Origin of the sequence: Epilithonimonas lactis, assembly GCF_900110605.1 — a bacterium.
GTDB lineage: Bacteria > Bacteroidota > Bacteroidia > Flavobacteriales > Weeksellaceae > Epilithonimonas > Epilithonimonas lactis.
On the sequence record NZ_FOFI01000001.1, the window covers coordinates 981,622 to 1,004,780 of the forward strand.

Genomic DNA, 23,159 nt, shown 5'->3' on the forward strand with positions numbered 1-23,159 from the left:
ATTAACAATAAAAATTCTTTAAATCAATTAAAAATGAAAAAGTTTTATCTTTTGACTTGGCTGTTGTTCTTTGCATTCTTTACCAATGCGCAGGTCACAGTACAAAGTGTTCCCAGAAATGACATCAAGGGAAACTCAATTAAAAAACAATCCAAAAAAGCCAATTTCAATTTCGATGACATCGTGTATTGGGTAGGAACTGGAACCAACGAAGCGGCTTTCGTAGTTCAGTGGAACGATTCTAAAAATCCGGACGCTCTGGTTTGGGGCTTCCGATGGAACGGAACGGCGACCGGCGAAGATATGCTGAAAGCGATTGCAAAAACTGACAAGCGATTTTTCACATTGCTTTATCAAGGAACGCAATTCGGAAGCGCAGTCGGCGGTTTAGGTTTTGACCTGGACGGGAACGACACCAATGCGCTTTATAAAAGCGGAAACACCACTTATCCGCTGTATCCTGTGGATGGCATCATCAATACGACATCCTATGATTTTGATGATTACACCGCAAAAGATGCCGATGACCATTGGGGTTCTGCTTGGTACACGGGATATTGGTCTTATTGGGTAAAAGACCCGACGGATGCAGATTTTGGATATTCTGGACTGGGAGCGAGCAGCAGGCAATTGGTGAACGGTTCTTGGGATGTTTGGAATTTCAATCCGAATATGGAAAGCTATGACATCTCTTCAACGTTGACGCCGGTTTCTGTTTATTCGGCGCAGGCAGATTTTACCAAAGGTTACTTTATCGTAAATGAAGAATGGTTCGGTCACACCAACGGTTCCGTGAATTTTGTTGGAGAAAATGACCAGATCTATTACAGAGTTTACAGCGAAAAGAACAACAATCAGGCTTTCGGTGCGACGACTCAGTTTGGAACAATTTACGGTGACAAATTCTATTTTATCTCGAAGCAAGCAGCAGATGGCGGTGATACACAATACACGCCAGGCGGAAGATTGGTAATCGCGAATGCGACCACTATGGAAAAAATTGCAAGTTTCGACAACATCGGTGGAGGAGACGGCCGTTCTTTCGTAGGTGTGACGGACAAATTGGGCTACATTGGCGCATCCAACGGAATCTACACTTTTGACATCGAAAATCTACAAGTTGGCACTTTGATCACGGGAACTGGCGGTGGAAGTCAGTACGCGGGACAGATTGGAAATATGGTCAGAACCTCGCAATATGTTTACGCTGTGAAGCAATCTGCAGGAATCTTGATCATCGACCCAAAAACAAATACTGTGATCAAGACCATTTCTGGCGCTTATCACTCGGTTGTTCAGGCAAAGGATGGAAGTGTTTGGGCCATTCAAAATCAAAAATTGATCAACATCGACCCAAAAACTTTCGCAACTACGGAATTTGCACTTTCCACTTCGACCCAATATCTCGGTTCTTGGGGCGCTTGGAACGCGGGAAGTTTTACTTACAGCAGTCAACAGAATGCGTTGTACTGGATGAACTCGGTTAATGCATTCACGTCAGGTGCGAAAATCATCAAATTTGATGTAACGTCAAAAACGCTTGTTGATAATTTCATCACAATCCCAGGACAGGAAGGTACTTATAAGCAAATCCCTTATGGCGCAGCTTTGCGAGTAGATCCTGTTTCTGACAGATTGATCTTGAACACAACAGAAAGCGGTTACGGCGCGCATTATCAAAAAAACTGGATCCATACCTATGACAACACTGGAGCTTTGCTAAATACAAAGATCTTAAATGATTATTATTGGTTCCCAGCTGTCACGGTTTTCCCAGACAATACTTTGCCAGTCGTGGCTTCTAGTTTCCCAACAGAAACGACTTTGAGTGGTGTGACGAAGATCGATTTGAAAACGGTTGTTTCCGATGCGGACAATTTGTCTTCAGCTATTGTAAAATCTATCAAATCAAATAGCAATCCTACAGCGATCTCAGCTGAGGTGAATGCGGATGATGAATTGGTTTTAACACCTCAAAATGCAGGAACGGCAAATCTGGTCATCAGCTTTAATTCCAATGGAAAAGTGGTGGAGAAAACCTTGACCGTGATCTCATCTTCTTTGGCAGCAACGGCTGATGTGAAGAAATTGGAATTGAGCATCTATCCAAATCCGACAACAGAGATCTTGAATGTTAAAACGCTAGACAAAGTTCTAGAAGTTTCAGTATTTGATGTGACCGGAAAACAGATCAATGCTAAATTTGTGAACGGACAGATCAATGTGAGTGCTCTCCCGAAAGGAAATTATATCCTGAGAATTGTAACAGACAGATCAGTTTATCAAGAGAAATTTATCAAGAAATAAGCTCTTAGATTTTTAAGATTTGAAAGCCTTCAAAATTAATTTTTTGGAGGCTTTTTTGTGATAAAATTTAGACATTGCTTCTTTTTGAATCATTTTTAATGAGATAAAAATCGCCATTCTTTTTTTAAATAATTCTAAAAATTCAATCCTCATTTTTGGAATCGATTAGTTAGAAATTATCTTATGTTAATCATAACGGTTGGTTTTAATTATTTGATTAATAGTTTTTTGCGTCATTAGGGTATCTGTTGGGTACCCCTTTTTTGTACTTTTTTCATTGTAATTTGTTCCTTTGCCAACCTGATCAAGAGAAGTTCTTTTTTTCAGTAAACGCTATGATGGCAAAAACACAAATTTTGAATGACATTAAACCAGACATTTTTCTTGGTAAGAGAAAAGTGTTTGGGATTTTGTTTTTATTCATCATCCATATTTTTTCAGCGAAGGTCAGTACTCCACACTATTCAAACTTAGGTGAAGGGGAAGTAGCAGTTGTTGTTTCAGATTCTGTAGGTTCAGACCAGATTGATGGCAGCGATAATAGCCAGGCTATCTATGTCAGCTCAGGAACCACAGTTGTAGATTTTGATAATGAGATCGAGGGAAAGATCATCAATGTAGATTCCCCGGCTTCCAAGGTCGAAAGTAAAACGATTGCAAAAAAAAGTACTCGTGAGAAAGCTGTTAAACAGATCAATACTAACAGATCTGTAAAAAAGGAACCATCGGAGGAAATTGTCTACTGTTATCCTTCTTCAAAAAACGATTTTTATTATTCTATAAGTGAGTCGCACATGAAGGCTTTAGTACCTTCACACGATTCCGAAAAAGTCTTTCTAAAGGCATGTTCTGTGCCCGGCAAACTGATCTTAAAAGATCTCTTTCAAAATACACGCTATTATTTTTACAATCAGATTATTGTCTCTGATTATTGTGGTCTGTTTTCTGGAAGAGCACCACCTTTTTTCTCGTAAAGATCTCCCAAAAATTAAACCTTACTCCTGTATTTCTTCAGTTAAAAACTGTGAGGACAGGATTTCTTAAACACAAATTTAAAACATGAAAAAAGTATATAATTTACTCATTGTAATGCTGTTTGCCACACAAATGAGCGCTCAGTGTGTAGCAAGTGCATGGACTCTTCCGTCATCCGCAAACAGTTCTAATAATGTTAACATCCCTAGCTACTTCAGCTCGAACAATGTCAGCATTGGTACAGCCAGAATGAGCGTCGCAATCACAAGATATGGTAATGCCAGATTAGATATTCAAAGACTTTTTAATGGTCATTTGGATCAGTTGGGAATTAATATCGGGCATGATGAAGAGGGTGATACCAATTCTTATAACAATCGAATTGAAACACAGATCACATTCAGTACAAGTGTTTCAGATCTTAAATTTAGAATCAATGATATTGATGATCAGGATGTTGTGACTGTAAAAGCTTTTGATCAAAACAATAGTCCCATTAATTTGACGGCTGCTAATGCCACTTTGTTTAGTCCAACAGATATTACCAGAAGCGGAAATACATTTTACGGTGGTTCGGATGATACCAGCAACACGCGAGGGTCCGTAAATATTAATTATAATGGATTGAGAGTTTCGCGCATCGTTTTTGAATATCATGATACCGATGATGGCGGAACTTACACTGTCGCTGGTTTTTCTGGAGCAGCCACGCAATTGACTGCAACAAACGACACTTTTTCCGGTACTGCTGGTACGGCATCTACCACAACATCAATTTTGGCAAATGATAACATTTGTGGTGTAGCGGCTACTTCTGGAAACTCGGTTTTTGCAGTCGGAACCCTACCAACAGGTGTCACTGTGAATCCAAATGGAACGCTTTCCATAGGTACCAACGCAGTTGCTGGAAACTATGTTGTAAACTATCAACTATGTGATTCTGCATCATCATCAAACTGTAAATCTGCCACAATCACGATTAATATTGCAGCTTGTGCCGCAGGAACTACTGCGCCCATTATCAGAGCTGCTACAAACTATACAGTTTCCAACTCAGCTTACAACATACCTTGTGGGGCAACTACGGCAAACATTAGTGGCTTGACAGCTTCCAATAAACCAACGCCATCAACGATAACACTTACTTGGCACACCGCAACACCTGCGACAACCGCCAATAAGATTACCAATGTAACTGCCTTGACAGGAACTACAAAATACTTTGCGGCTTTCTTTGATTCAGCCAGTAATTGTTATTCACCGACAAAAGAAATAGTGGTCTACGCAGCGATCTGCGCCAAAGACGACAATTTTACTTCGACGCCGATCACGTATGGTGTGGAGACGACCTTGCCAAATATTTTTGCTAATGACACCTACAATGGCCCAGCAGTATCTCTTCCATTATCCAATGTAGGATTGAAAAGAGTTCTTTGGGTAGATATGAATGCCCAAGTAAGCACAAGCAACGGAACACTTAAAATATTACCATCAACACCGGTAGGAATCTATACCTACACGTACAGTATTACAGATCTGGATACAGATGGTGTTGAAGATAGCAATATCAGCTATGCAACGGTCACTTTCCGAGTTGTTCCAGATTCTGACGGTGATGGTATCAATGACGACCTGGATGTAGATGATGACAATGATGGAATTCTGGATACAGTGGAGTGCAGCAATACGGTTGCGGATATGTTCAATGTTTTCCAGGCAGGAGGTTTTATAGATCTTGCTCCGTCAGATTTCGATTTGGACTTGAATGCTAAAAACCAAAATGTAAGCAAAGATGTGAGTAGTAAGTTTGGATATCCAGCTAATTCTGGTGCGATCATTGTCTCAATCACCAATGCTTCTGTGCATCCGACGAAGGACAATTGGTGGACAAAAAATGGAGAAAAACCTTCTGTTTGGAACATTACAGGGAACCTGACTGCCTTTGCCCTATTATCTCAAAACAATGAATATTTGGGAAATGACAGCAAAAGTATTTTTGGATATTCCGGACCTTTGACCGCCATCACAGGACCAGCTGGTTTTGAAAATCAAACTCCTGTCGCAGGACAATGGGGCGTGATGGAAACAGCAGTAGAAAAAACGCTTTCCAGACTCAATGCTACGCCTCAGTTAGGTAACTGGCGATACGCTGACCTCAATTTTGGTAGCAAATCTTTTGGTTTTTCTACCACAACAGCAACTGGAGACCCAACGTATGTGGTAAGGATCTACTTGGAATGTGATTCTGACCGAGATGGTATTCCAAACAGATTGGACCTTGATTCTGACGCCGATGGCTGCGCCGATGCCTTCGAAGGTGGAGCTGCCATTAACAGATTGCAACTAGTGACTGCCGGTGGAATGCTTTCTGGAGGCAGCACAAATGTTAACAAAAATCTGTGTGCAAGCACAACTTGTGTAAGTACTACTGGCACAAACAGAGGATTGCCACAATTTGCGACACCAATTCCGTCCGGATACATCAATACCACAGGTCAAAGCCTAGGAGATTCACAAAATGCTGCTGTAGTGGGCTGTTATTGTGTGCAACCGCCTTCAGCTGGAACGCCGGTGATCACCAAAGTAGGAATCTCAGTTCAGCAAAAACAAGCGGGCTGGCCAGAGAACATTCCGAATGGACATATCGCATTGGAGTCTAAAGAAAAAGGACTTGTGATCACGAGAGTTCCACACGTTAGCTTCGTTCCAAAGACTACAGATTCTATCGCTAGTCCAGTCGCAGGAATGTTGGTCTATGATGTGGAGGATAAATGTGTGAAACTTTTCAATGGCGCGAACTGGAATTGTATCAAAAGAAGCTGCAACGATCCAGCAGAAATTACCACACCATCAATCAATTAAAAATTGAACACAATGAAAAAAATAATATTCACAGCTTTCTTGAGCTTTACGATCATAAATATAAACGCGCAATTGTCCATTGGAAAATCAAACTCAGGCAATACCAGTGTCATTCTGGAATTTGATGGTGCTGCTGCAAACAAAAAAGGTATTGTGCTATCTGCAGTTCAAAATCTGAACAATGTTTTGAGTACCACGGACCCAACCGCAAACAACGGAACTTTTGTGTTTGACAAAAATGATGACACTGTCAAAATGTACGAGAAAAATACATGGATCAACCTAAGCGATGTTGGCAGCGATGCCAAAATCACACCTAACACAACAGCTGAAACCAGCGCAAATCAAGGGGTGATCATTGGGTCTGCTACGAGTAGTGCAAAAGGCGTTCTAGTTCTTGAAGCTACAAACAAAGCGATGGTCTTACCTTGGATAGACAAGCCGCACTTGAATGTAAAAGATCCGTACCCAGGCATGATGTGCTACGATACCGCAAGTAGTTCGCTGGCCGTTTTTGATGGTCTTGTATGGAACTACTGGAAGTAAATTTTATTGAATCTATTTATCAATCCTCAGAATTTTATAATTTCTGAGGATTTTTTTTCTTACTTAACATAATATATTTTGGAAATTATATCATTAAAATCTTAGTTTTGCCATTCTAATTTCAATAATCAATATCTATTTATTAATTATTATAAATAATTGTAATTAATGATTTTGAAGAATATTTTTTCATCAAAACGATGATATGCTTTGTTTACGAATATGTTCAAAAAGCGAAATCAAGTTAGTTTTAATGAGAAGATCTCTATTTTTAAAAACAATTATGCGTCATTATATCGTAACATTTTTACTTTGCCTACCGCTTTTTTTTTCTTCACAATCGTCGAAGAAAGAGAGCGATTCTTTGAATAAGGTGATTTTTCAACTTAGAAAAGATGGCCAGCTAGACGACGCTCTCGCATTATGTAAAAAGATCATTAAGGATAGAAGCAGTGCTCTGAATGATAAGGAATTATTGAGTTTGTACATCCAGACAGGAAATATCCTTTGCAATCTTTCACGGGTAAAAGAAAGTTTTGACTATCTGGAACTTGCGATGGAAGGCAATCAAAAACTTCAGGACAATGAGATAGAAGCCAGGATCTATGGTGAGTACGGTCGAAATTATAACATCCTAGGTTTCAGTCAAAAAGCAATCGAACATTTTACAAAGAGTATCGATCTTGCAACAAAGATCGAAGATCAGAAAACGAAAAAGCCACTGCTACAGTATCTTTACAGTGCCAGAGCTGTGATTTATGAAGACACGAATCAAGTGGACGAACTTTACAGCGATCTTCACCATGCCTATGAAAACAATCCGGACACCTACGGCGCATCAAGGTTGGCAAAGTATTTTACAGTTCATCGGCAGGATCTTGATTCGGCAAAATATTATCTGCAAAAAGGAGAACAAAGTTTCAGTACAGGTAAGTTTCCCATTTTCCAAAAATCCATATTGCTGAGGAGCTATGGCAGATATTATTTTGCAAAAAAAGATCATCAAAAAGCCATCTCGTACTACAAAGAATCCCTTGCGATATCGGAAGAATTAAAAAAACCAAAAGACATCAAGGATACAGAGAAGCTGCTTTACGAAGCCTACAAAGCCATTGATGATGATCAAAAGGCGAACGAAAGTCTGGAGAAATATTCTAAGATCAGCGATAGTTTGTCCTTTGAAAACAAGAAGATCCAGGAAACTCCGATCAAACATATTCTGAGAGAAAAAGAAGCGGAGGTAAAAGAAAAAGAGAAAAATTATATTTATCTTGTTATCATCATTTTGTTGACCGTGCTGGTGGTGGGTTATTATATTTTAAAAAGAATCTCAAGATCTACTCAAGATGAAAAGCAGGAGATCATATCCGAAAATGAGGCGAAGACGCAGGAATTAAAACTAAAAGTGAATCAGTCCTTCGATGAGGTGGTGCAACTGGCAAAGAACAACAGTCCAGAGTTTTGGGGAAGATTTCAAGAAGTTTATCCGGACTTCCGGGACAAGTTGTTAGCGGTCAATCCAGATTTGAAGCCATCAGAACTCATTCTGAGTGCATACATCTATTTGGGATTTATGACCAAGGACATCGCTGATTATACCTTTAAAGCTGTCAAAACCATTAAAAATAATAAGTACAATCTTAGAAAACGATTGGAAATTCCTACCGAAAGTGATTTTACAATTTGGATAAGAAATTATCTAAGTTAAATTAAAAATAATGTTGAAGAAGATAATCATATTATTCCTTTTTTGCCCGTTGGTGCTGCTTTCACAACTTTCTGTGAGAGAGATAGATTCTTTGATCTTTCGTGAAACAAAACAGTTGCGTGCCGATGCGAAATATGAAGAACTGATTCCCGTCAGCAAAACGATCATCAAAAATTCCAGGGACATCAATTACACAAGAGGAGAATCCTGGGGCTACTGTAGACTGGGAAATGCTTATTGCACATTGGGCAAGTACAAGGAAAGTCTGAGTGCATTGGACCAGGCGAATCTGCTGTCAAAAAAGGTGGATGATAATAGCTTGAAAGCAGCAATCGCAATAGAGACGGGAAGGAATTACAATGAGTCTAAGATCATCAACCAATCCATCGACCAGTTCAAGGCGGCTGAGCGTTTTGCAAAAAATATTTCTGATAAGGCCGAGCGGGGCGATTATCTTACATATGCCTACCAAGGTCTGTTGTCAGCCTACAGCAATATCAACAGAAATGACATTGGTGTCACCTACGCGTGGAAAGCAAAGGGAATAGAGGAGGACGCCTACATCTTGTCTTTTCTCACTTATTATCACATCAAAGAGACCAAGAACAACGACTCGATCGTACATTATCTCAATCGTTCGACCACTTTTCTGGACAAACATCCCACGTTCACTTTTGAAAAAACAATTGTTTACAACCAATGGGGAAAGTACCATGAGGATCGAAAGGATTACAAAAAAGCTATCGTTGCCTACAAAATGGCTGAGAAATTCGGAAAGCAAAGTAAGGCCATGGAACAGCTCCTCTTATCTTTTATGGGATTGTCCCGCTCGTATGAGAAACTTGGCGATTACGAGAGCACAATAAAGTACGAGAGAAGCTTTTCCAAATTGCAGGACAGCATCACGAAAGCCACTACGGCAACCTTGAATGATTCTGTAGATCACATCGTTAAAAATAAAGAAGAGATCCACGAAGAGAAGGAGTCTGTCCTGCAAACAGTAATCTTTATCATCGTGATACTCGTTGCGATCATCGTCATGTTCCTGATTATCAACCGCAGGGAAAATCAAAAAAAATCCAAATTATTGACGGAGAAAGAAAATGTACTCCATCAAAAAGAAGAGGAAACCCAAGAACTGAAACAGAAGGTTAATGAATCTTTTGATGAGGTGATCTATCTCGCAAAAACCAACAGCCCGGAGTTTTGGGGAAGATTTCAGGAGGTCTATCCAGAATTTAATAATAAATTATTATCACTTAATCCTGACCTCAAGCCTTCAGAACTTATTTTTTGCGCCTACATCTATCTGGGGTTCAGTACCAAGGATATTGCAGAATATACCTTCAAAGCAGTCAAAACCATCAAGAATAACAAGTACAATCTAAGGAAAAGATTGGAAGTTCCCACAAAGGATGATTTTACGATCTGGATCAGAAATTCTATCAAATAACCCTCTGATAATCAAATAAAATGAGGACAGGGTACGCGTTGGGTATCCGTTTTTTTTCATATCTCACAAGACTTTATTTCTTTTGCTGAAAATTAATTCTAAAAAAGAAATATGTCTGCGTCCAACTCATCAGACAGAAATCTGAACTTCAAAAATATTCATATGGGAAGCTTGATCAAACAAAGGCTTTCGGAATGTGAAATTGATGAACGCAGGATCTGTAATTTTTTAAAATGCTCAGAACAGGAGCTTGCTGATATGTACAATCAGCAAAGCCTGGATTCCGAAACGCTCCTGAAATGGTGCAAACTTCTTTCGTACGATTTTTTCCGCATCTATTCGCAACATCTTATTTTTTATTCGCCACCATCAAAGGTTGGGCAAGATCAGAGTGAAAAACCATCTTCGCTTCCCACGTTTAGAAAAAATATCTACACTCAGGAGGTGATAGATTTTATCTTGGAACAGATCTTTTCCGGAGAGATGACCAAGAGTCAAGTGATAGAACATTACAGGATCCCGAGAACCACTTTGTACAAATGGATCGATAAGAACAAAAAGTAGTTTCCAAATCCTATTGGTTTAAAATTCCAAACTAAAAAGCAAAATAATTACAGTTCACAAAAAATGAAATTAAGTAATCAAAAAACGACCAAAATGATAATGTTCGGTCTTTTCTGTATTCTATTTTTAGATATTGCTTTTATGATCATCGCTAAGGTTCTGGATGTCGATCATATCATTTTAGATCTCATTTCATATTTGATATTGATCTTGGGAATTTGGAGAATAATGAGGCTCAAAGTTTTTTCAGTGGAGATCTCACAACATGTACTTTCGATCAAATATAGCCATCCATTAGGGAAGAAAACGAATATTCCTGTCTTGGAAGTTCCTTTGGAAAAAGTCAGCTCCTACAAAATTGAAAGAGGAATCGTCAGTAATTTTTTGATATTAAATATTAAAACCAACCGAGGAAAGAAAAGTTTTTATTATCAGCTTGGGATTTTAAAAGAGAAGGAATACAGCAGATTTAGAAATATTTTTAATTCCATTAAATCCAATAACCGACCATGAGACCCAACTACAAAAATATTTACACAGACATTCTTCAGAAAAAGTTTCCCAATAGATATGATTCTTTTGCCAATATTCTAAGCAAAGAGGAATTGTCGGATTTTGATGTGATCAAACTTAATAATAAGATCTTTGGTACCACGGATAAAAACAACGAAAGCCAAAATCAAAAATACAAATCATACGACAGGTCTACCATTCTTGAGATATTGGGCTATCAGGACAAAAACAAACTCAACAATTCCCAATTGGCAGATCATTTCAAGCTGAGTCGCAACACGGTTTCCAAATGGAGAAAGATGTTTGCGGATTGTTCCGAGTTAAAAAATTGATTCTTCTGTAGCAGTGGTAAACAGCTCCAAAAACTTCATTCCACGGTAAGAATTTCCTTTTGGATTTAGTTTTGGACTCCAAACGGCGATCACATAACGGCCGGGAAGCAAAGCGACAATTCCACCGCCAACACCACTTTTCCCCGGAAGTCCAACGCGGAAAGAAAACTCTCCAGATTCATCATAGAAACCGCAGGTCTGCATGATGGCATTCACCCTTTTTGTTTGACTTTTTGTCAAGATTACTTTTCCATCGGAGACCTTTTTGCCGCCATTGGCGAGAAATGTGAAAGCATTGCAGAGTTCCACCGTACTCATTTCTACAGAACAGATCAGGCTGTAAAGCTCTAAAACTTTGTCAGGATTATTTTTGATGTTCCCAAACGATTTGATAAAGTTACAAAGCGCTGCGTTGCGATAGCCTATTTTCAGCTCACTTTTGGCGACATTTTCGGAATAGCAGATGGTTTCGGAATCTGTAATATCTCTTATGAATTCTAAAAATTCTTTCTTAGGATCTTCCAACAGATCGATCAACATATCAGATACCACGATTGCGCCCGCGTTAAGAAATGGATTTCTAGGAATCCCATTGTCGGATTCCAACTGTACAAGAGAATTGAAGGGATTTCCAGACGGCTCTACATCCACACGTTCCCAGATCTTCTCACCGGTATGTTTGTAAACCAGACAGAGCAGCAAAACCTTGGAAATACTTTGGATAGAAAATCTGGTTTGATGATTGCCGTAACTGTGAGCGTCTTCATTGATTGGTTTGATGGAAACAGCGAACTGATCAGCGTCAATATTGGCAAGTTCTGGAATGTAAGATGCAACTTCACCAGGATTTTCTTCATTTTTGATCTGAAGAAAAATACCCTGGATAATGTTCTGGTAATGCTGATTCATTTTCAAAAATTGAGTTTCCAAATGTATGAATTTGGTCAGATCATCATCAATTTTTTTAATAGAATCTTAAATTTAGATCCTAACCACTAAATAAAAAAAAGAGTACTCTCCGAAAAGAATACTCTTAATAAAAACCTTAAAAATTCAAAGAAAATTATAATGACACCCCTCGTTTCCAAGGGATAAAAACATCCTGTTTCAATTGGTCTGCTTTTGTTTCTACATTTCCGCTCGCCAATTCGATGATATAATCTACGATCTCCTCACCAACTTCCTGAATGCTTTTCTCACCCGTGATCACAGTTCCTGCATTCACATCGATGATGTCAGACATTCTATTAATCAATGCTGTATTAGAAGAAATCTTCACAACTGGTGCAATTGGATTTCCCATCGGATTTCCTAAACCTGTGGTGAATAGAACGACTGTTGCGCCAGATCCTACCAATCCTGTGGTACATTCTGCATCGTTTCCTGGCGTGTTCAAAAGATTCAGACCTGGTTTTGAAATATATTCGCCGTAATCCAAAACATCGACGATTGGCGCCGTTCCGCCTTTCTTGGAAGCACCTGCAGATTTCATCGCGTCGGTGATCAATCCATCTTTTATATTTCCTGGTGATGGATTCATATCAAATCCAGAACCTGCATCCACGACGGATTTTTCAAAAGCTTTCATCAATGATAAAAACTTATCTGCTTTTTCTTCGTCCACGCATCGGTTCATCAATTCTTGCTCTACGCCACACAGTTCTGGGAATTCTGCCAAGATGGTTTTTCCGCCCAATGCTGCGAAGATATCAGAAACAATGCCCAGCGCTGGGTTGGCAGATATTCCTGAGAATCCATCGGATCCACCACATTCCAAACCAATACTGATCTTAGAAACTGGCGCAGGTTGACGCTCGATTTTATTGGCTCTTTTGATCGCTTCGAAAGAATCTTTAATCACCATTTGGAACATTTGATCCGTAGTTCCGATTTTTTGTTGCTCGAAGATCAAAATTTCTTTATCGCTGTTCGGGCTCATTTCCTTCAACGCATTTTGAAAAATATCAACCTGAAGATTTTGACAGCCTAAGCTAAGAACCGTTGCACCAGCTACATTCGGATTGTTTACATAACCTGCAAGCAATTTTGCCAACAGTTCCGAATCTTGTCTGATACCACCACAACCACCTTGGTGATTGATGAACTTCACTTCGATATTATCCAGAAGATTCTCATTTCGAGATGTGTCTTCAACTTCTGCCACGCTTTTTTCCTCAATCAGAGAGCGTAGGAAATTTTTATAGGAAACTTCTTTTTTCGGGAGCAATTCGTTTTCGAAAATGTCTTTCAGCTTTTCGATGTTCTTGTTTTCACAAAACACCAATGGGAAAAACAACCAGACATTTTTGGTCCCAACTTGTCCGTCAGAACGGTGATAACCATTGAACGTCTTGTCTTTCCAACGGTCAACATTTGGTGGTGTCCAGCCAAGATCTCCTGTTTTTTTGAAAACCGGTTCACTCTGGTGTTTCACATTTTCTGTCGTGATCACTTCCCCTTTCTGGATGGTTTGATTGGCTTTCCCAACCACAACACCGTACATGATGATCTGGTCGCCAGCTTCAAAATGTTCTCCAGCGAATTTATGTTTAGCTTTTGTATCCGTTAAAACCTGATACGGCGTTCCGTCTAAATCGACAATCTCACCGTTGTAAAGGTCCATCAGCGCAACGACAACGTTGTCTTTTGGATTTACTTTTAATACTTTTTTCATAATTTCTAAATGTTTAAAAATTATGACTTGATGAAATTCTTGTAACCTTGCTCGATCCCATTGGCATCGATCTCTTTCAACGCTTTTGTCACAGAATCCGTTAATCCTGGAACTTCTGTTAGGTCTGTATCCCAGAAACTTACTTCAGATAAAGTTGCTTTCACCACTTCTCCAAGGTCATTGTTTGTCCAGATCTCTTTGAATCTTTCCAAAACCGGTGCATCGTCCATCACTGGAAGCGTTTTCCCATTGAATTCACCTTGGTAGAATCTGATCAATGCTGCAAGAGCGAAGGTTAAGTTTACAGGCAATTCTTTTTTGTCATCAACATATTGTAACAAACTTGGTAAGACTCTCACTTTGAATTTCGCAACCGAGTTCAATGCAATACTGGAAAGCTGATGCTTTAAAAATGGATTTCTGAATCTGTCAAAAACTTCCTCAGCGAAAGCCGTCAATTCCTCATTTGATAAATCTAAAGTTGGAATGATCTCGTTATAAACTGTATCAGAAATGAATTTTCCAGCAAATTCTGCATCGATAGCTTCTTTCACAGTTTCTTTTCCGTCAAGGATAGAGAATGCCAACATGGCTGTGTGAGCGCCGTTCAGGATTCTTACTTTTCTGGTTCTGTAAGGTGTGATGTCATCCACGATCAAAACCTGATCATCTATTTTATCAAAGGGAATTAAAGCTCTTAACTTGTCATCACCTTCGATCACCCAAAGTAGGAATGCTTCGCAAACCACCATTAAGTTATCGTCGTAACCGAATTTAGCTTCGTATTCGTCTTTTTCTTCTCTTGGATATCCAGGTACGATTCTGTCCACCAAAGTGTTGTGGAAAGAATTGCTATTTTCTACCCAAGCAGAGAAACCTTCTTCAAGATTCCAAAGTTGAGCGTACTGAAGGATATATTTTTTAAGTGTCAATCCATTATTCTCGATCAATTCACAAGGAATGATGTGAAGACCTTTGTCCTCAGCACCACTGAAATGTTTGAATCTTTCGTAAAGAAAAGCGGTTACTTTTGCAGGGAAATTCTTGTGCGGTCCAGCTTCAAGCGTAGTCTCAGAGGGATCAAAAGCAATTCCCGCTTCTGTGGTGTTTGATAAAATGAATTCAAGATCTTCACCCTTTGCCAGATCAAGATATTCCTGATAATTCTCGTAAGGACTCAATGATCTCTGTATTGCGGAGATCACGGTTTGATCATCTACAATCTGTCCTTTCTTCACACCTCTCACAAAAAGGGTGTAAAGGTTATTTTGCTCATCCAACATATTTACAAGTCCGCCAACAGTTGGCTGCACCACAGCTACACCAGCGTTGAAGCCTGCTTCTTTGTTCATCTTGTCGATCAAATAATCAACAAAAGCTCTCAGGAAGTTGCCTTCTCCGAATTGTAAAAATTTTATAGGAAGTTTCTCAGTTAGACCTGAGTTTTCACGGTTTAGTTTTTCTTTAGTCTGATATTCCATTTTCTTTATTCTTTAATGATTTTGTAAGTCGGAACCAATGATTTCATGACGAACCACGCAATCAAATAGGCGACTGCACAGAATGAGAAAATAATCATATATCCTTTGTCGATACCGTCGGAAACCACGGCACCTGATTTTTGTAATTGTTCAAAAAAACCTTCCGGCAAACGTTCTTCTGCGTATTGAGGGAATTTTTCCAATAGTGGAACACCATCGACAGTCGTCCAAGCTTTGTGTGAATAGTCGAACAAGAGACCAGAACTTTTGTTGATGATCGTAGAACCAATTCCGCCTGCCAATCCACCAATTCCTGTGATAGTTGCAATCGCTTTTTTCGGGAACATATCACCAACAGTGGAGAAAATATTCGCGGACCAAGCCTGATGCGCGGCACCAGCAATCCCGATGATCAATACTGGGAACCAATAAGAAATTTTACCTGTGGATTGTGCCAATAATGCCAACAATGGGAAGAATGCGAAGATCAACATCGCTTTCATACGACCAGAGTAAGGGTTCATTCCTTTCTTTTCTACAAAGAATGTCGGGAGCCAACCACCAACAATGGAAACCAACGTGATCATATAGAGGACGAACAATGGAAATGCACTTTGCGTACTGTCCATTCCGTAAACTGAACTTAGATAAGCCGGAGTCCAGAAAAGGTAGAACCACCAAACGCCGTCTGTCATAAATTTACCGAAGGCAAAAGCCCAGGTTTGTCTGTATTTGAAACATTGCGCCAATGTAAAAGTTGTTTTCGGCTCAGATAGATCTTCTACAATCGTCTTATCGATATCTTGATTGATGTAATTGAGTTCGTGCTCATTTACTTTTGGATGCTCGTGTGGTTTTTTGTAGAAGAAGATCCAAATTCCCATCCACAAAAATCCTAGGGCACCAATGATGATAAACGCCATTTCCCAACCTAAAGCCTGCGCAATAAAAGGAATGGAAATCGGTGCCGCAAGTGCTCCAACCGTTGCACCAGCATTGAAAATACTTGTAGCTAAGGCTCTATCTTTTTTAGGGAAATATTCTGCCGTAGTTTTGATGGCCGCAGGAAAGTTCCCAGCTTCACCAATGGCCAAGATCAATCTTGCAAAAATGAACAAGGCAACACTCACGTTGATCACTCGGGAAATATCTTTAACTGTGGCAATGTTATGTTTTGCACCTTCGAAACTTACAAACCAATCGCCTAATATGATCCCAGATGTTGCGATCCCACAAAACGCGTGTAAAACTGCACCCACAGACCAAACTCCAATTGCCCAAAGAAAACCTTTTTTGGTGTCCATCCAATCCACAAATTTTCCTGCGAAGATCATGCTTGCAGCATAGAAAATCGAGAACAATGCGGTGATGTTACCATAATCATTATTGTCCCAGTGGAATTCTGGTGCAATAAAATCTTTCCAAGTCAAAGATAGAACTTGCCTGTCCAGATAGTTTACCGTGGTTGCCAAGAAAAGCAAACCAACGATGGTCCATCTGAAAGTGGTCGGTTTTGTGGTTGTAGATTGATTCATGTTTGAATGATTTGGTTGTGTTTTTTATTTTTAAGAAGCTTTTATCGATTTGATGATCTCTAAAACTTTTTTGGTTTCGTTTTCGATGGTGGCATAATCTTTTGAAGCCATCAATTCTTTGCTAACTAATTTGCTTCCCATTCCAACAGCAGAAACACCAGCTTTGAACCAGCTTTCGATGCTTTCTTTGGTGGTATCAACACCGCCGGTTGGCATAAAAACTAAATTAGGAAACACGTCTTTTATCGCACTCATAAAACCTGGGCCTAAAGCATTTCCAGGGAATAGTTTCACGAAAGTCACGCCTGCATTTTCTGCTGCGATGATGTCTGTTGGCGTCATACAACCTGGGCTGTAAAGCAAATGTTTGGAGATCAAAAATTCTGCAACTTCTGGCACAAATCCTGGACTGATAAAGAAATCTGCGCCAGCTTTTACATAAGCATCTGCCTGCACCAAATTCTTGATTGTTCCGATTCCTAAAAGCATTTCTGGCATTTCGGCATTTCTCAATTCTACCATTTTGGTGAAATTCGAAAGTGCGTTTTCGCCTCTGCTTGTATATTCTACAGCGCGGATTCCGGCTCTGTAAAGTGCTTTCAATATGTCGAGAGTTACCGTTTCGTCTGCATTATAATACAAAGGCAAAATACCTTGGTTGATGATTGCATTGGTAACTAATTGAATTTTTGTCATTTTTTTAAAATTTTTACTTTAAAAACTATTTTTCTAATGAAGCCGTTTCCAATCATCGGTGCGTGGACATCATTTGGATAAAAAATAGCAAACTGATTATCGTTTAATTGGAAAAACATATCTGGATCATCATTGTAAAAAAGAACATCTTTTTCTGCATTGTATTCTCCGATTGGGCTGGTGCATTTTTGCCTTGGTTTCCAACCAATATTTTCTATTCCCTTCAGACAAATTTGAATATCGATATTTTGATTATGACATTCGAATTTGGAAAGACTTTCTTCTTTTGTTTTGGCCATTTCATCAAAAACGATCATTTTAAGATCTTCCTGAATCTCTGTCACTCCAACTTCTAAAGAATCTAAATTCCTGTTTTTTAAATAGTCGAAAGCTTTTTCAAATAATGGATTTAGCAAAAAATATTGAGAAGCGTTTTCTAATGTATCTATGATCATTTTTTTCTAAATTATCTCTTTATTCTTCCGCCCTTGTCGCCATTCATCACATCCAAAATGTCAGAAGCGCTACAATGGTTGATGTCGCCTGGAACGGTATGTTTGATAGCACAAGCGGCGTTTCCGAACTTAAGAGCAGTTTCATCATCAAAGTTTAATAGACCATAGATCAAACCTGCAGCGAAAGCATCGCCAGTTCCGATTCTATCTACAACTTGAAGAATTTCGATTGGTTCAGATTCGAAGTACGTTTCGTTTGCCCAAGCTCTTCCTTGAGTTTCCTGAGTACTTGCGCTGGCACCGACTCTCACTTTGTCAAATATCTTTTTGATAGATGGCATTTGCTTCTGAAACTCTTTACAAGCCTCGATGAAACTGTCTTTGTCAGAAGAGAATTTTGTTCCGATGATCTCGTTGATCTCATTCACGCCACCAATGAAAATAGTGGAGTAGGACACCAATTCTTTCAAAACTTCGAAGCCTTCTTTTCCGTATTTCCAAAGGTTGGAACGGTAAGCTGGGTCGGCTGTTATTTCAATTCCTTTTTCGTTGGCAGTTTTCAAACCTTGTTTCAAAGCGATGTAAGCACTTTCCGAAACTCCGGGAGAAATTCCTGTCCAATGGAAATAGTCTGCACCTTCCAAAGCTTTTTCCCAGTCGATTTGATTTGGATTGATGTTCGCAAATGAACCGTTCAAACGGTTGTAAGCAATTCTGGAAGCACGAACAGATGAACCAACTTCCAGGAAGTACAATCCCAACGGATGCTCGTTTTTTGAAATGTGAGTCGTATCGATGCCATAACTTTTGATGGATGAAATGGCTGATTCTCCAACGAAATCGTCAGAAACAACGCTCACGTGTTTTACGTCACAACCCATTGTCGCCAGTGACGCCGCAACGTTGAGTTCTGTGCCTCCGAAAAAGAATTCCATCTCGTTGCTTTGCTTCATCATCCTGTTGTTAGCAGGTGACAATCGCATGATCACTTCTCCAAAGCTTACTACTTTGCCCATTAATTTATATTTTTTTTGAAAATCAGTTTTCCCCAACCTAAAGGGAGCCTGATTTTATTTTTTAATTATTTAATAAAATCTTCTCTGTGCGGACTGAAAACATCCACCAAAATGCCGTCCTCCAGACATTCTACACCGTGAATGATATTGGAAGGAACGAAGAATGAATCTCCTTTTTTCAGGATTGAAATATCTTCTCCAATATTCACTTCAAACTTTCCCTCAGCAACATAAGTCACTTGAATGTGCGGATGTTTGTGTTTGTATCCAATTCCTCCTTTTTTGAAACGGACATTGACCATCATTACAGAATTATCGTAGCCAACAATCTGTCGGTCGATGTATTCATCTATTTTTTCCCATTCTGTGGAATCCGATTTGTAGAATATCTTTGATGTTTGTTCTGTTTTCAATTGAGATTGGTTTGATGTTAACCTTCGGCTATTGATATTTACCCTTTCGGGTTCGTTATTTTAAATTTAAAAAGTGAAATATTCTTTAGCATTATTGTAGCAAATATCTGAAACCACTTTTCCAACCAAATCCAAGTCTTGAGGCAATTCTCCAGACTCGATCTCGTTTCCTAACAAGTTACATAAAACTCTTCTGAAATATTCGTGTCTTGGGAAAGAAAGGAAACTTCTGGAGTCCGTTAGCATTCCAACGAAAGTGCTGATCAATCCCATATTTGATAGGGCGTTCAGTTGTTTTTCCATTCCATCTTTTTGATCTAGAAACCACCAACCGGAACCGAACTGTACTTTTCCTTTCACAGAACCATCGTTGAAATTTCCAATCATTGTTGCCATAATTTCGTTGTCCGCAGGATTCAGATTGTAAATGATCGTTTTAGTTAATTTATCTTTGGAATCCAATGTGTTAAGGAACTTTGAAAGGTTGACCGCTTGACCGAAATCTCCGATAGAATCCCAACCTGTATCTGGTCCTAGAACCTTCAACATTCTTGCATTGTTGTTTCTCAACGCACCCAAATGATATTGCTGAACCCAACCTAAAGAATGATAAGTCTCTCCCAAAAACAATAAAATCGCAGTTTTGAATTGTTCAATTTGGTGAGGCGTCAAAGTTTCGCCTTTTCTTTTGGTTTCAAAAATTGTATTGATCTCTGAATCTGTGAACATTTCGAAAGAGATATTGTTCAATCCGTGATCACACAATCTGCAACCATTTTCGTGGAAAAACTGGATTCTTTTGTTCAAAGCTTCCTGCAAATCTTGGTAAGAATTGATTTCGATTCCTGCTGATTCGCCTAATTTATCGATGTAAGAATTGTAATCTTCGTTGTCAATCAAAATCGCTTTATCAGGACGGAAAGCTGTACTCACCTTGATCCCGATGTTGTTCTGTTTGATTGTCTGGTGATATTCTAAAGTGTCAATCGGATCTTCTGTGGTACAAACCGTTTCCACATTTCTCATTTTCAACAAGCCGTGAACAGATTTCTCTGGTGTTTGAAGTTGAGCAGATACATTTTCGTAAACTTCGTCTGCATTTTTTTCGCTTAGCAAGTCATAAACGTCAAAATATCTTGCCAATTCTAAATGTGTCCAATGGAACAAAGGATTTCTCAAAGTATTCGGAACTGTTTTTGCCCACGCGGCGAATTTTTCTTTGTCAGAAGCGTCTCCAGTGATGAATTTTTCGTTCACGCCCATCGTTCTCATCGCTCTCCATTTGTAATGGTCGCCACCGATCCAGACTTGAGTGATGTTCTCAAACTGACGGTTTTCTGCGATCTCTTTCGGAGGCAAGTGGTTGTGATAATCGATAATCGGTTGTTTCTCAGCAAAATTGAAATACAACTCTTCAGCGAATTTATTTTTCAGTAAAAATGTATCTGTAATGAAAGGTTTTGTGCTCATAAGACTAATAGATGATAGACTGATAGATGAAAGACTTTATTCGTTTGAAGGTTTGCCGATGGTTGCCAAGATTCCGCCATCAACGTAGATGATCTGTCCGTTGATGAATTGACTAGCTTCGGAAGCCAGGAAAATTGCGGTTCCTGCCAAATCTTCTGGATTTCCCCAACGACCTTCTGGCGTTCTGCTGATAATGAACTCGTTGAAAGGATTTCCGTCCACTCTGATTGGTTCAGTCTGAGACGTTGCAAAATATCCAGGACCGATTCCGTTCACTTGGATGTTGTGTTTTGCCCATTCTGTTGCCAGATTTTTGGTCAGCATTTTCAGTCCGCCTTTTGCAGAAGCGTAAGCCACGACGTTGTCACGGCCCAATTCGCTCATCATAGAACAGATGTTGATGATCTTTCCGGATCTTCTTTTGATCATATTTCTCGCCACCAATTGTGACATGATGAAAGGTCCGGTCAAATCTACATCGATCACTTTTCGGAATTCAGAAACTTCCATTTCCAGGGCTGGAACTCTTTTGATGATTCCGGCGTTATTAATCAGGATGTCGATCTGTTTGTGATTTGCTTCGATCTCTGCTACTTTTTCAGCTGCAATTTTCTCGTCGGTCACATCAAAAATATAACCTGTCGCTTTGAAACCTTTTGATTGATAGTATTTGATAGCTTCTTCCAGTTTCGATGGTGTAGTGCTGGTAACGACCAATTCTGCGCCCGCTGAGCCCAAACCTTCTGCCATTGCCAAACCAAGACCGTGCGTTCCACCGGTGATTAAAGCCACTTTTCCTGTTAAGTCGAATAAATTTGTCATTTTAAAAATATCTTTTAGTAAAGTATTTTGAAATATTTTTGTTCTCGCAGATTTAGCAGATAATGCTGATTTTAAATTTGCCTGATTTGCTAAGTCTGCGAGAGCTTAAATCTCTAATTATTTTAATTCGTCGGTTTTTACAGCATCCATATCGCCGTAATCCATATTTTCTCCTGCCATTCCCCAAATGAAGGTGTAATTCGCAGTTCCAACACCTGAGTGAATCGACCATTCCGGAGAGATCACGGCGTCTCTGTTTTTAAGGAAAATATGACGTGTCTCCGTTGGTTGTCCCATGAAGTGTGAAACCGTTTGCCCTTCTTCCAGATCGAAGTAGAAATAAGCCTCCATTCTTCTTGTATGAGTATGAGAAGGCATTGTGTTCCATACGCTTCCTTCGTGCAATTCGGTCATTCCCATTTGAAGTTGGCAAGTTTCCAGAACGCTGTTCACAATTAATTTGTTGATGGTTCTTCTGTTCGCATATTTTGCATCGCCCAATTCTACAATCTCTGCTTCAGCCTTTGTGATTTTCTTAGTTGGAAAAGCGTGATGAGCTGGCGCAGAATTGATATAGAAAAAAGGTTGTTCACCGTTTACAGCTTCGAAAGTCACTTCCTTGTTTCCTTTTCCTATATATAAGGCTTCTTTATTATTAAGTTCGTAAACTGTTCCGTCAACAGTTACTTTTCCTTTTCCACCTACGTTGATGATTCCTATTTCTCTTCTTTCAAGAAAGTAAGGCGCTTTCAATTCATCAATGGTTTCCAATGTTAAAGCTTTGTCCGTCGGCATAATTCCACCAACGATCAAACGGTCGTACATGGTGTAAACCAATTTGATCTGGTTTTCTAAGAATAGGTCGTTGATAAGAAATTCTCTTCTTAAATCTTCTGTTGTGTAATTTTTGGCATCATTCGGATGATGCGCATATCGGAATTCTGATTGAGTCATTTTGATCTTTTAATGTGAACAAATAATTAACGATGTGTAATCGATTGCACTAACAATTGCGCAATTTGGCACAGCAAATAATTTTTGTAAATATAAATATAAATTTCAACTGAGAAACAAAAAATAGAATTTAATTTTATTTTGTTTAAAATCAGTTGTTTATGAGTGTTTATATGTTGTTTTTACCAAGCTGGAGAGGATTCGGAAGTGTGTCATTTCGCTCATTACTTCTATTTTATTGTCTTTTTCTATTTTTTAATGATTTTGTACAATAATTATCGTTTTTAAATCAATATATTGTTTAGTGTGTTGAAATTCAGTATTTTAATTACTGATAATTTAAATTAGATGGAATAGTATAATTTTTACTTTCAAGAACTTAT

20 protein-coding genes are annotated in these 23,159 nt (G+C 39.1%); 9 read left to right on the top strand and 11 right to left on the bottom strand.

The features are described from left to right. The first annotated feature begins 33 nt into the window (after nt 1-33). From BMW39_RS04620 to BMW39_RS04660, 9 genes are all read left to right on the top strand, one after another. Entirely contained in the window at nt 34-2,307 is a 2,274-nt protein-coding gene (locus BMW39_RS04620) for a T9SS type A sorting domain-containing protein (protein WP_034979692.1), read from the top strand. 335 nt (nt 2,308-2,642) lie between these two features. After that, on the top strand, nt 2,643-3,281 hold the full coding sequence (locus tag BMW39_RS04625; RefSeq protein WP_175459325.1) for a hypothetical protein: 639 nt from the start codon (nt 2,643-2,645) through the stop codon (nt 3,279-3,281). Nucleotides 3,282-3,366: 85 nt separating this feature from the next. Continuing rightward, on the top strand, nt 3,367-6,144 hold the full coding sequence (locus tag BMW39_RS04630) for a hypothetical protein (protein WP_131474375.1): 2,778 nt from the start codon (nt 3,367-3,369) through the stop codon (nt 6,142-6,144). Nucleotides 6,145-6,156: 12 nt separating this feature from the next. Beyond that, nucleotides 6,157-6,690: a hypothetical protein gene (locus BMW39_RS04635; RefSeq protein WP_034979683.1), complete on the top strand. Its 534-nt coding sequence runs from the start codon at nt 6,157-6,159 to the stop codon at nt 6,688-6,690. Between the two features lie 253 nt (nt 6,691-6,943). After that, nucleotides 6,944-8,398, top strand: coding sequence for a tetratricopeptide repeat protein (locus tag BMW39_RS04640; protein ID WP_165569377.1), 1,455 nt, complete (start codon nt 6,944-6,946; stop codon nt 8,396-8,398). 10 nt (nt 8,399-8,408) lie between these two features. After that, complete coding sequence (locus BMW39_RS04645) at nt 8,409-9,851, top strand: helix-turn-helix transcriptional regulator (protein ID WP_034979677.1); 1,443 nt, start codon at nt 8,409-8,411, stop codon at nt 9,849-9,851. A gap of 111 nt (nt 9,852-9,962) precedes the next feature. Then, nucleotides 9,963-10,415, top strand: a complete 453-nt coding sequence (locus tag BMW39_RS04650) for a transposase (RefSeq protein WP_245750446.1) — start codon at nt 9,963-9,965, stop codon at nt 10,413-10,415. 63 nt (nt 10,416-10,478) lie between these two features. Continuing rightward, nucleotides 10,479-10,928, top strand: a complete 450-nt coding sequence (locus BMW39_RS04655; protein ID WP_034979672.1) for a hypothetical protein — start codon at nt 10,479-10,481, stop codon at nt 10,926-10,928. Further along, the gene (locus tag BMW39_RS04660; RefSeq protein ID WP_034979669.1) at nt 10,925-11,260 is read left to right on the top strand and encodes a transposase; all 336 of its coding nucleotides are present in this window, start codon (nt 10,925-10,927) and stop codon (nt 11,258-11,260) included. Before BMW39_RS04655 ends, BMW39_RS04660 begins: the two co-directional genes overlap by 4 nt. On the opposite strand, the gene BMW39_RS04665 is transcribed toward BMW39_RS04660, so the two are convergent. The 11 genes from BMW39_RS04665 to kduI all read right to left on the bottom strand — a co-directional run bounded on the left by BMW39_RS04665 (nt 11,249) and on the right by kduI (nt 22,776). Continuing rightward, on the bottom strand, nt 11,249-12,169 hold the full coding sequence (locus tag BMW39_RS04665; RefSeq protein ID WP_034979666.1) for a glutaminase: 921 nt from the start codon (nt 12,167-12,169) through the stop codon (nt 11,249-11,251). The genes BMW39_RS04660 and BMW39_RS04665 overlap by 12 nt on opposite strands. Nucleotides 12,170-12,323: 154 nt before the next feature. Then, complete coding sequence (locus BMW39_RS04670; protein ID WP_375600497.1) at nt 12,324-13,934, bottom strand: UxaA family hydrolase; 1,611 nt, start codon at nt 13,932-13,934, stop codon at nt 12,324-12,326. A gap of 20 nt (nt 13,935-13,954) precedes the next feature. Further along, nucleotides 13,955-15,415, bottom strand: coding sequence for a tagaturonate reductase (locus BMW39_RS04675; RefSeq protein WP_034979661.1), 1,461 nt, complete (start codon nt 15,413-15,415; stop codon nt 13,955-13,957). Between the two features lie 5 nt (nt 15,416-15,420). Further along, complete coding sequence (locus BMW39_RS04680) at nt 15,421-16,950, bottom strand: MFS transporter (protein WP_034979657.1); 1,530 nt, start codon at nt 16,948-16,950, stop codon at nt 15,421-15,423. 30 nt (nt 16,951-16,980) lie between these two features. Continuing rightward, complete coding sequence (locus tag BMW39_RS04685; protein WP_034979655.1) at nt 16,981-17,646, bottom strand: beta/alpha barrel domain-containing protein; 666 nt, start codon at nt 17,644-17,646, stop codon at nt 16,981-16,983. Then, nucleotides 17,643-18,101, bottom strand: a complete 459-nt coding sequence (locus BMW39_RS04690) for a YhcH/YjgK/YiaL family protein (RefSeq protein ID WP_034979652.1) — start codon at nt 18,099-18,101, stop codon at nt 17,643-17,645. Before BMW39_RS04690 ends, BMW39_RS04685 begins: the two co-directional genes overlap by 4 nt. An 11-nt stretch (nt 18,102-18,112) precedes the next feature. After that, complete coding sequence (locus BMW39_RS04695) at nt 18,113-19,117, bottom strand: sugar kinase (RefSeq protein WP_034979649.1); 1,005 nt, start codon at nt 19,115-19,117, stop codon at nt 18,113-18,115. A 65-nt stretch (nt 19,118-19,182) separates the two neighbouring features. After that, nucleotides 19,183-19,530 (bottom strand): cupin domain-containing protein, encoded by a 348-nt coding sequence (locus BMW39_RS04700; protein WP_051880095.1) that lies wholly within the window; start codon nt 19,528-19,530, stop codon nt 19,183-19,185. Nucleotides 19,531-19,596: 66 nt separating this feature from the next. Next, nucleotides 19,597-21,000: a glucuronate isomerase gene (gene uxaC, locus BMW39_RS04705; RefSeq protein ID WP_034979646.1), complete on the bottom strand. Its 1,404-nt coding sequence runs from the start codon at nt 20,998-21,000 to the stop codon at nt 19,597-19,599. A 36-nt stretch (nt 21,001-21,036) separates the two neighbouring features. Next, entirely contained in the window at nt 21,037-21,822 is a 786-nt protein-coding gene (locus BMW39_RS04710) for a gluconate 5-dehydrogenase (protein WP_034979643.1), read from the bottom strand. A gap of 117 nt (nt 21,823-21,939) precedes the next feature. Further along, nucleotides 21,940-22,776, bottom strand: a complete 837-nt coding sequence (gene kduI, locus BMW39_RS04715; RefSeq protein ID WP_034979640.1) for a 5-dehydro-4-deoxy-D-glucuronate isomerase — start codon at nt 22,774-22,776, stop codon at nt 21,940-21,942. Nucleotides 22,777-23,159 lie beyond the last annotated feature (383 nt).

Coding starts and splice junctions, on each gene's coding strand:
- BMW39_RS04660 (WP_034979669.1), top strand. CDS start 10,925: ATGAGACCCAACTACAAAAATATTTACACAGACATTCTTCAGAAAAAG.
- BMW39_RS04625 (WP_175459325.1), top strand. CDS start 2,643: ATGATGGCAAAAACACAAATTTTGAATGACATTAAACCAGACATTTTT.
- uxaC (WP_034979646.1), bottom strand. CDS start 21,000: ATGAGCACAAAACCTTTCATTACAGATACATTTTTACTGAAAAATAAA.
- BMW39_RS04690 (WP_034979652.1), bottom strand. CDS start 18,101: ATGATCATAGATACATTAGAAAACGCTTCTCAATATTTTTTGCTAAAT.
- BMW39_RS04645 (WP_034979677.1), top strand. CDS start 8,409: ATGTTGAAGAAGATAATCATATTATTCCTTTTTTGCCCGTTGGTGCTG.
- kduI (WP_034979640.1), bottom strand. CDS start 22,776: ATGACTCAATCAGAATTCCGATATGCGCATCATCCGAATGATGCCAAA.
- BMW39_RS04620 (WP_034979692.1), top strand. CDS start 34: ATGAAAAAGTTTTATCTTTTGACTTGGCTGTTGTTCTTTGCATTCTTT.
- BMW39_RS04710 (WP_034979643.1), bottom strand. CDS start 21,822: ATGACAAATTTATTCGACTTAACAGGAAAAGTGGCTTTAATCACCGGT.
- BMW39_RS04670 (WP_375600497.1), bottom strand. CDS start 13,934: ATGAAAAAAGTATTAAAAGTAAATCCAAAAGACAACGTTGTCGTTGCG.
- BMW39_RS04680 (WP_034979657.1), bottom strand. CDS start 16,950: ATGAATCAATCTACAACCACAAAACCGACCACTTTCAGATGGACCATC.
- BMW39_RS04655 (WP_034979672.1), top strand. CDS start 10,479: ATGAAATTAAGTAATCAAAAAACGACCAAAATGATAATGTTCGGTCTT.
- BMW39_RS04665 (WP_034979666.1), bottom strand. CDS start 12,169: ATGAATCAGCATTACCAGAACATTATCCAGGGTATTTTTCTTCAGATC.
- BMW39_RS04650 (WP_245750446.1), top strand. CDS start 9,963: ATGTCTGCGTCCAACTCATCAGACAGAAATCTGAACTTCAAAAATATT.
- BMW39_RS04675 (WP_034979661.1), bottom strand. CDS start 15,415: ATGGAATATCAGACTAAAGAAAAACTAAACCGTGAAAACTCAGGTCTA.
- BMW39_RS04630 (WP_131474375.1), top strand. CDS start 3,367: ATGAAAAAAGTATATAATTTACTCATTGTAATGCTGTTTGCCACACAA.
- BMW39_RS04640 (WP_165569377.1), top strand. CDS start 6,944: ATGAGAAGATCTCTATTTTTAAAAACAATTATGCGTCATTATATCGTA.
- BMW39_RS04685 (WP_034979655.1), bottom strand. CDS start 17,646: ATGACAAAAATTCAATTAGTTACCAATGCAATCATCAACCAAGGTATT.
- BMW39_RS04695 (WP_034979649.1), bottom strand. CDS start 19,117: ATGGGCAAAGTAGTAAGCTTTGGAGAAGTGATCATGCGATTGTCACCT.
- BMW39_RS04635 (WP_034979683.1), top strand. CDS start 6,157: ATGAAAAAAATAATATTCACAGCTTTCTTGAGCTTTACGATCATAAAT.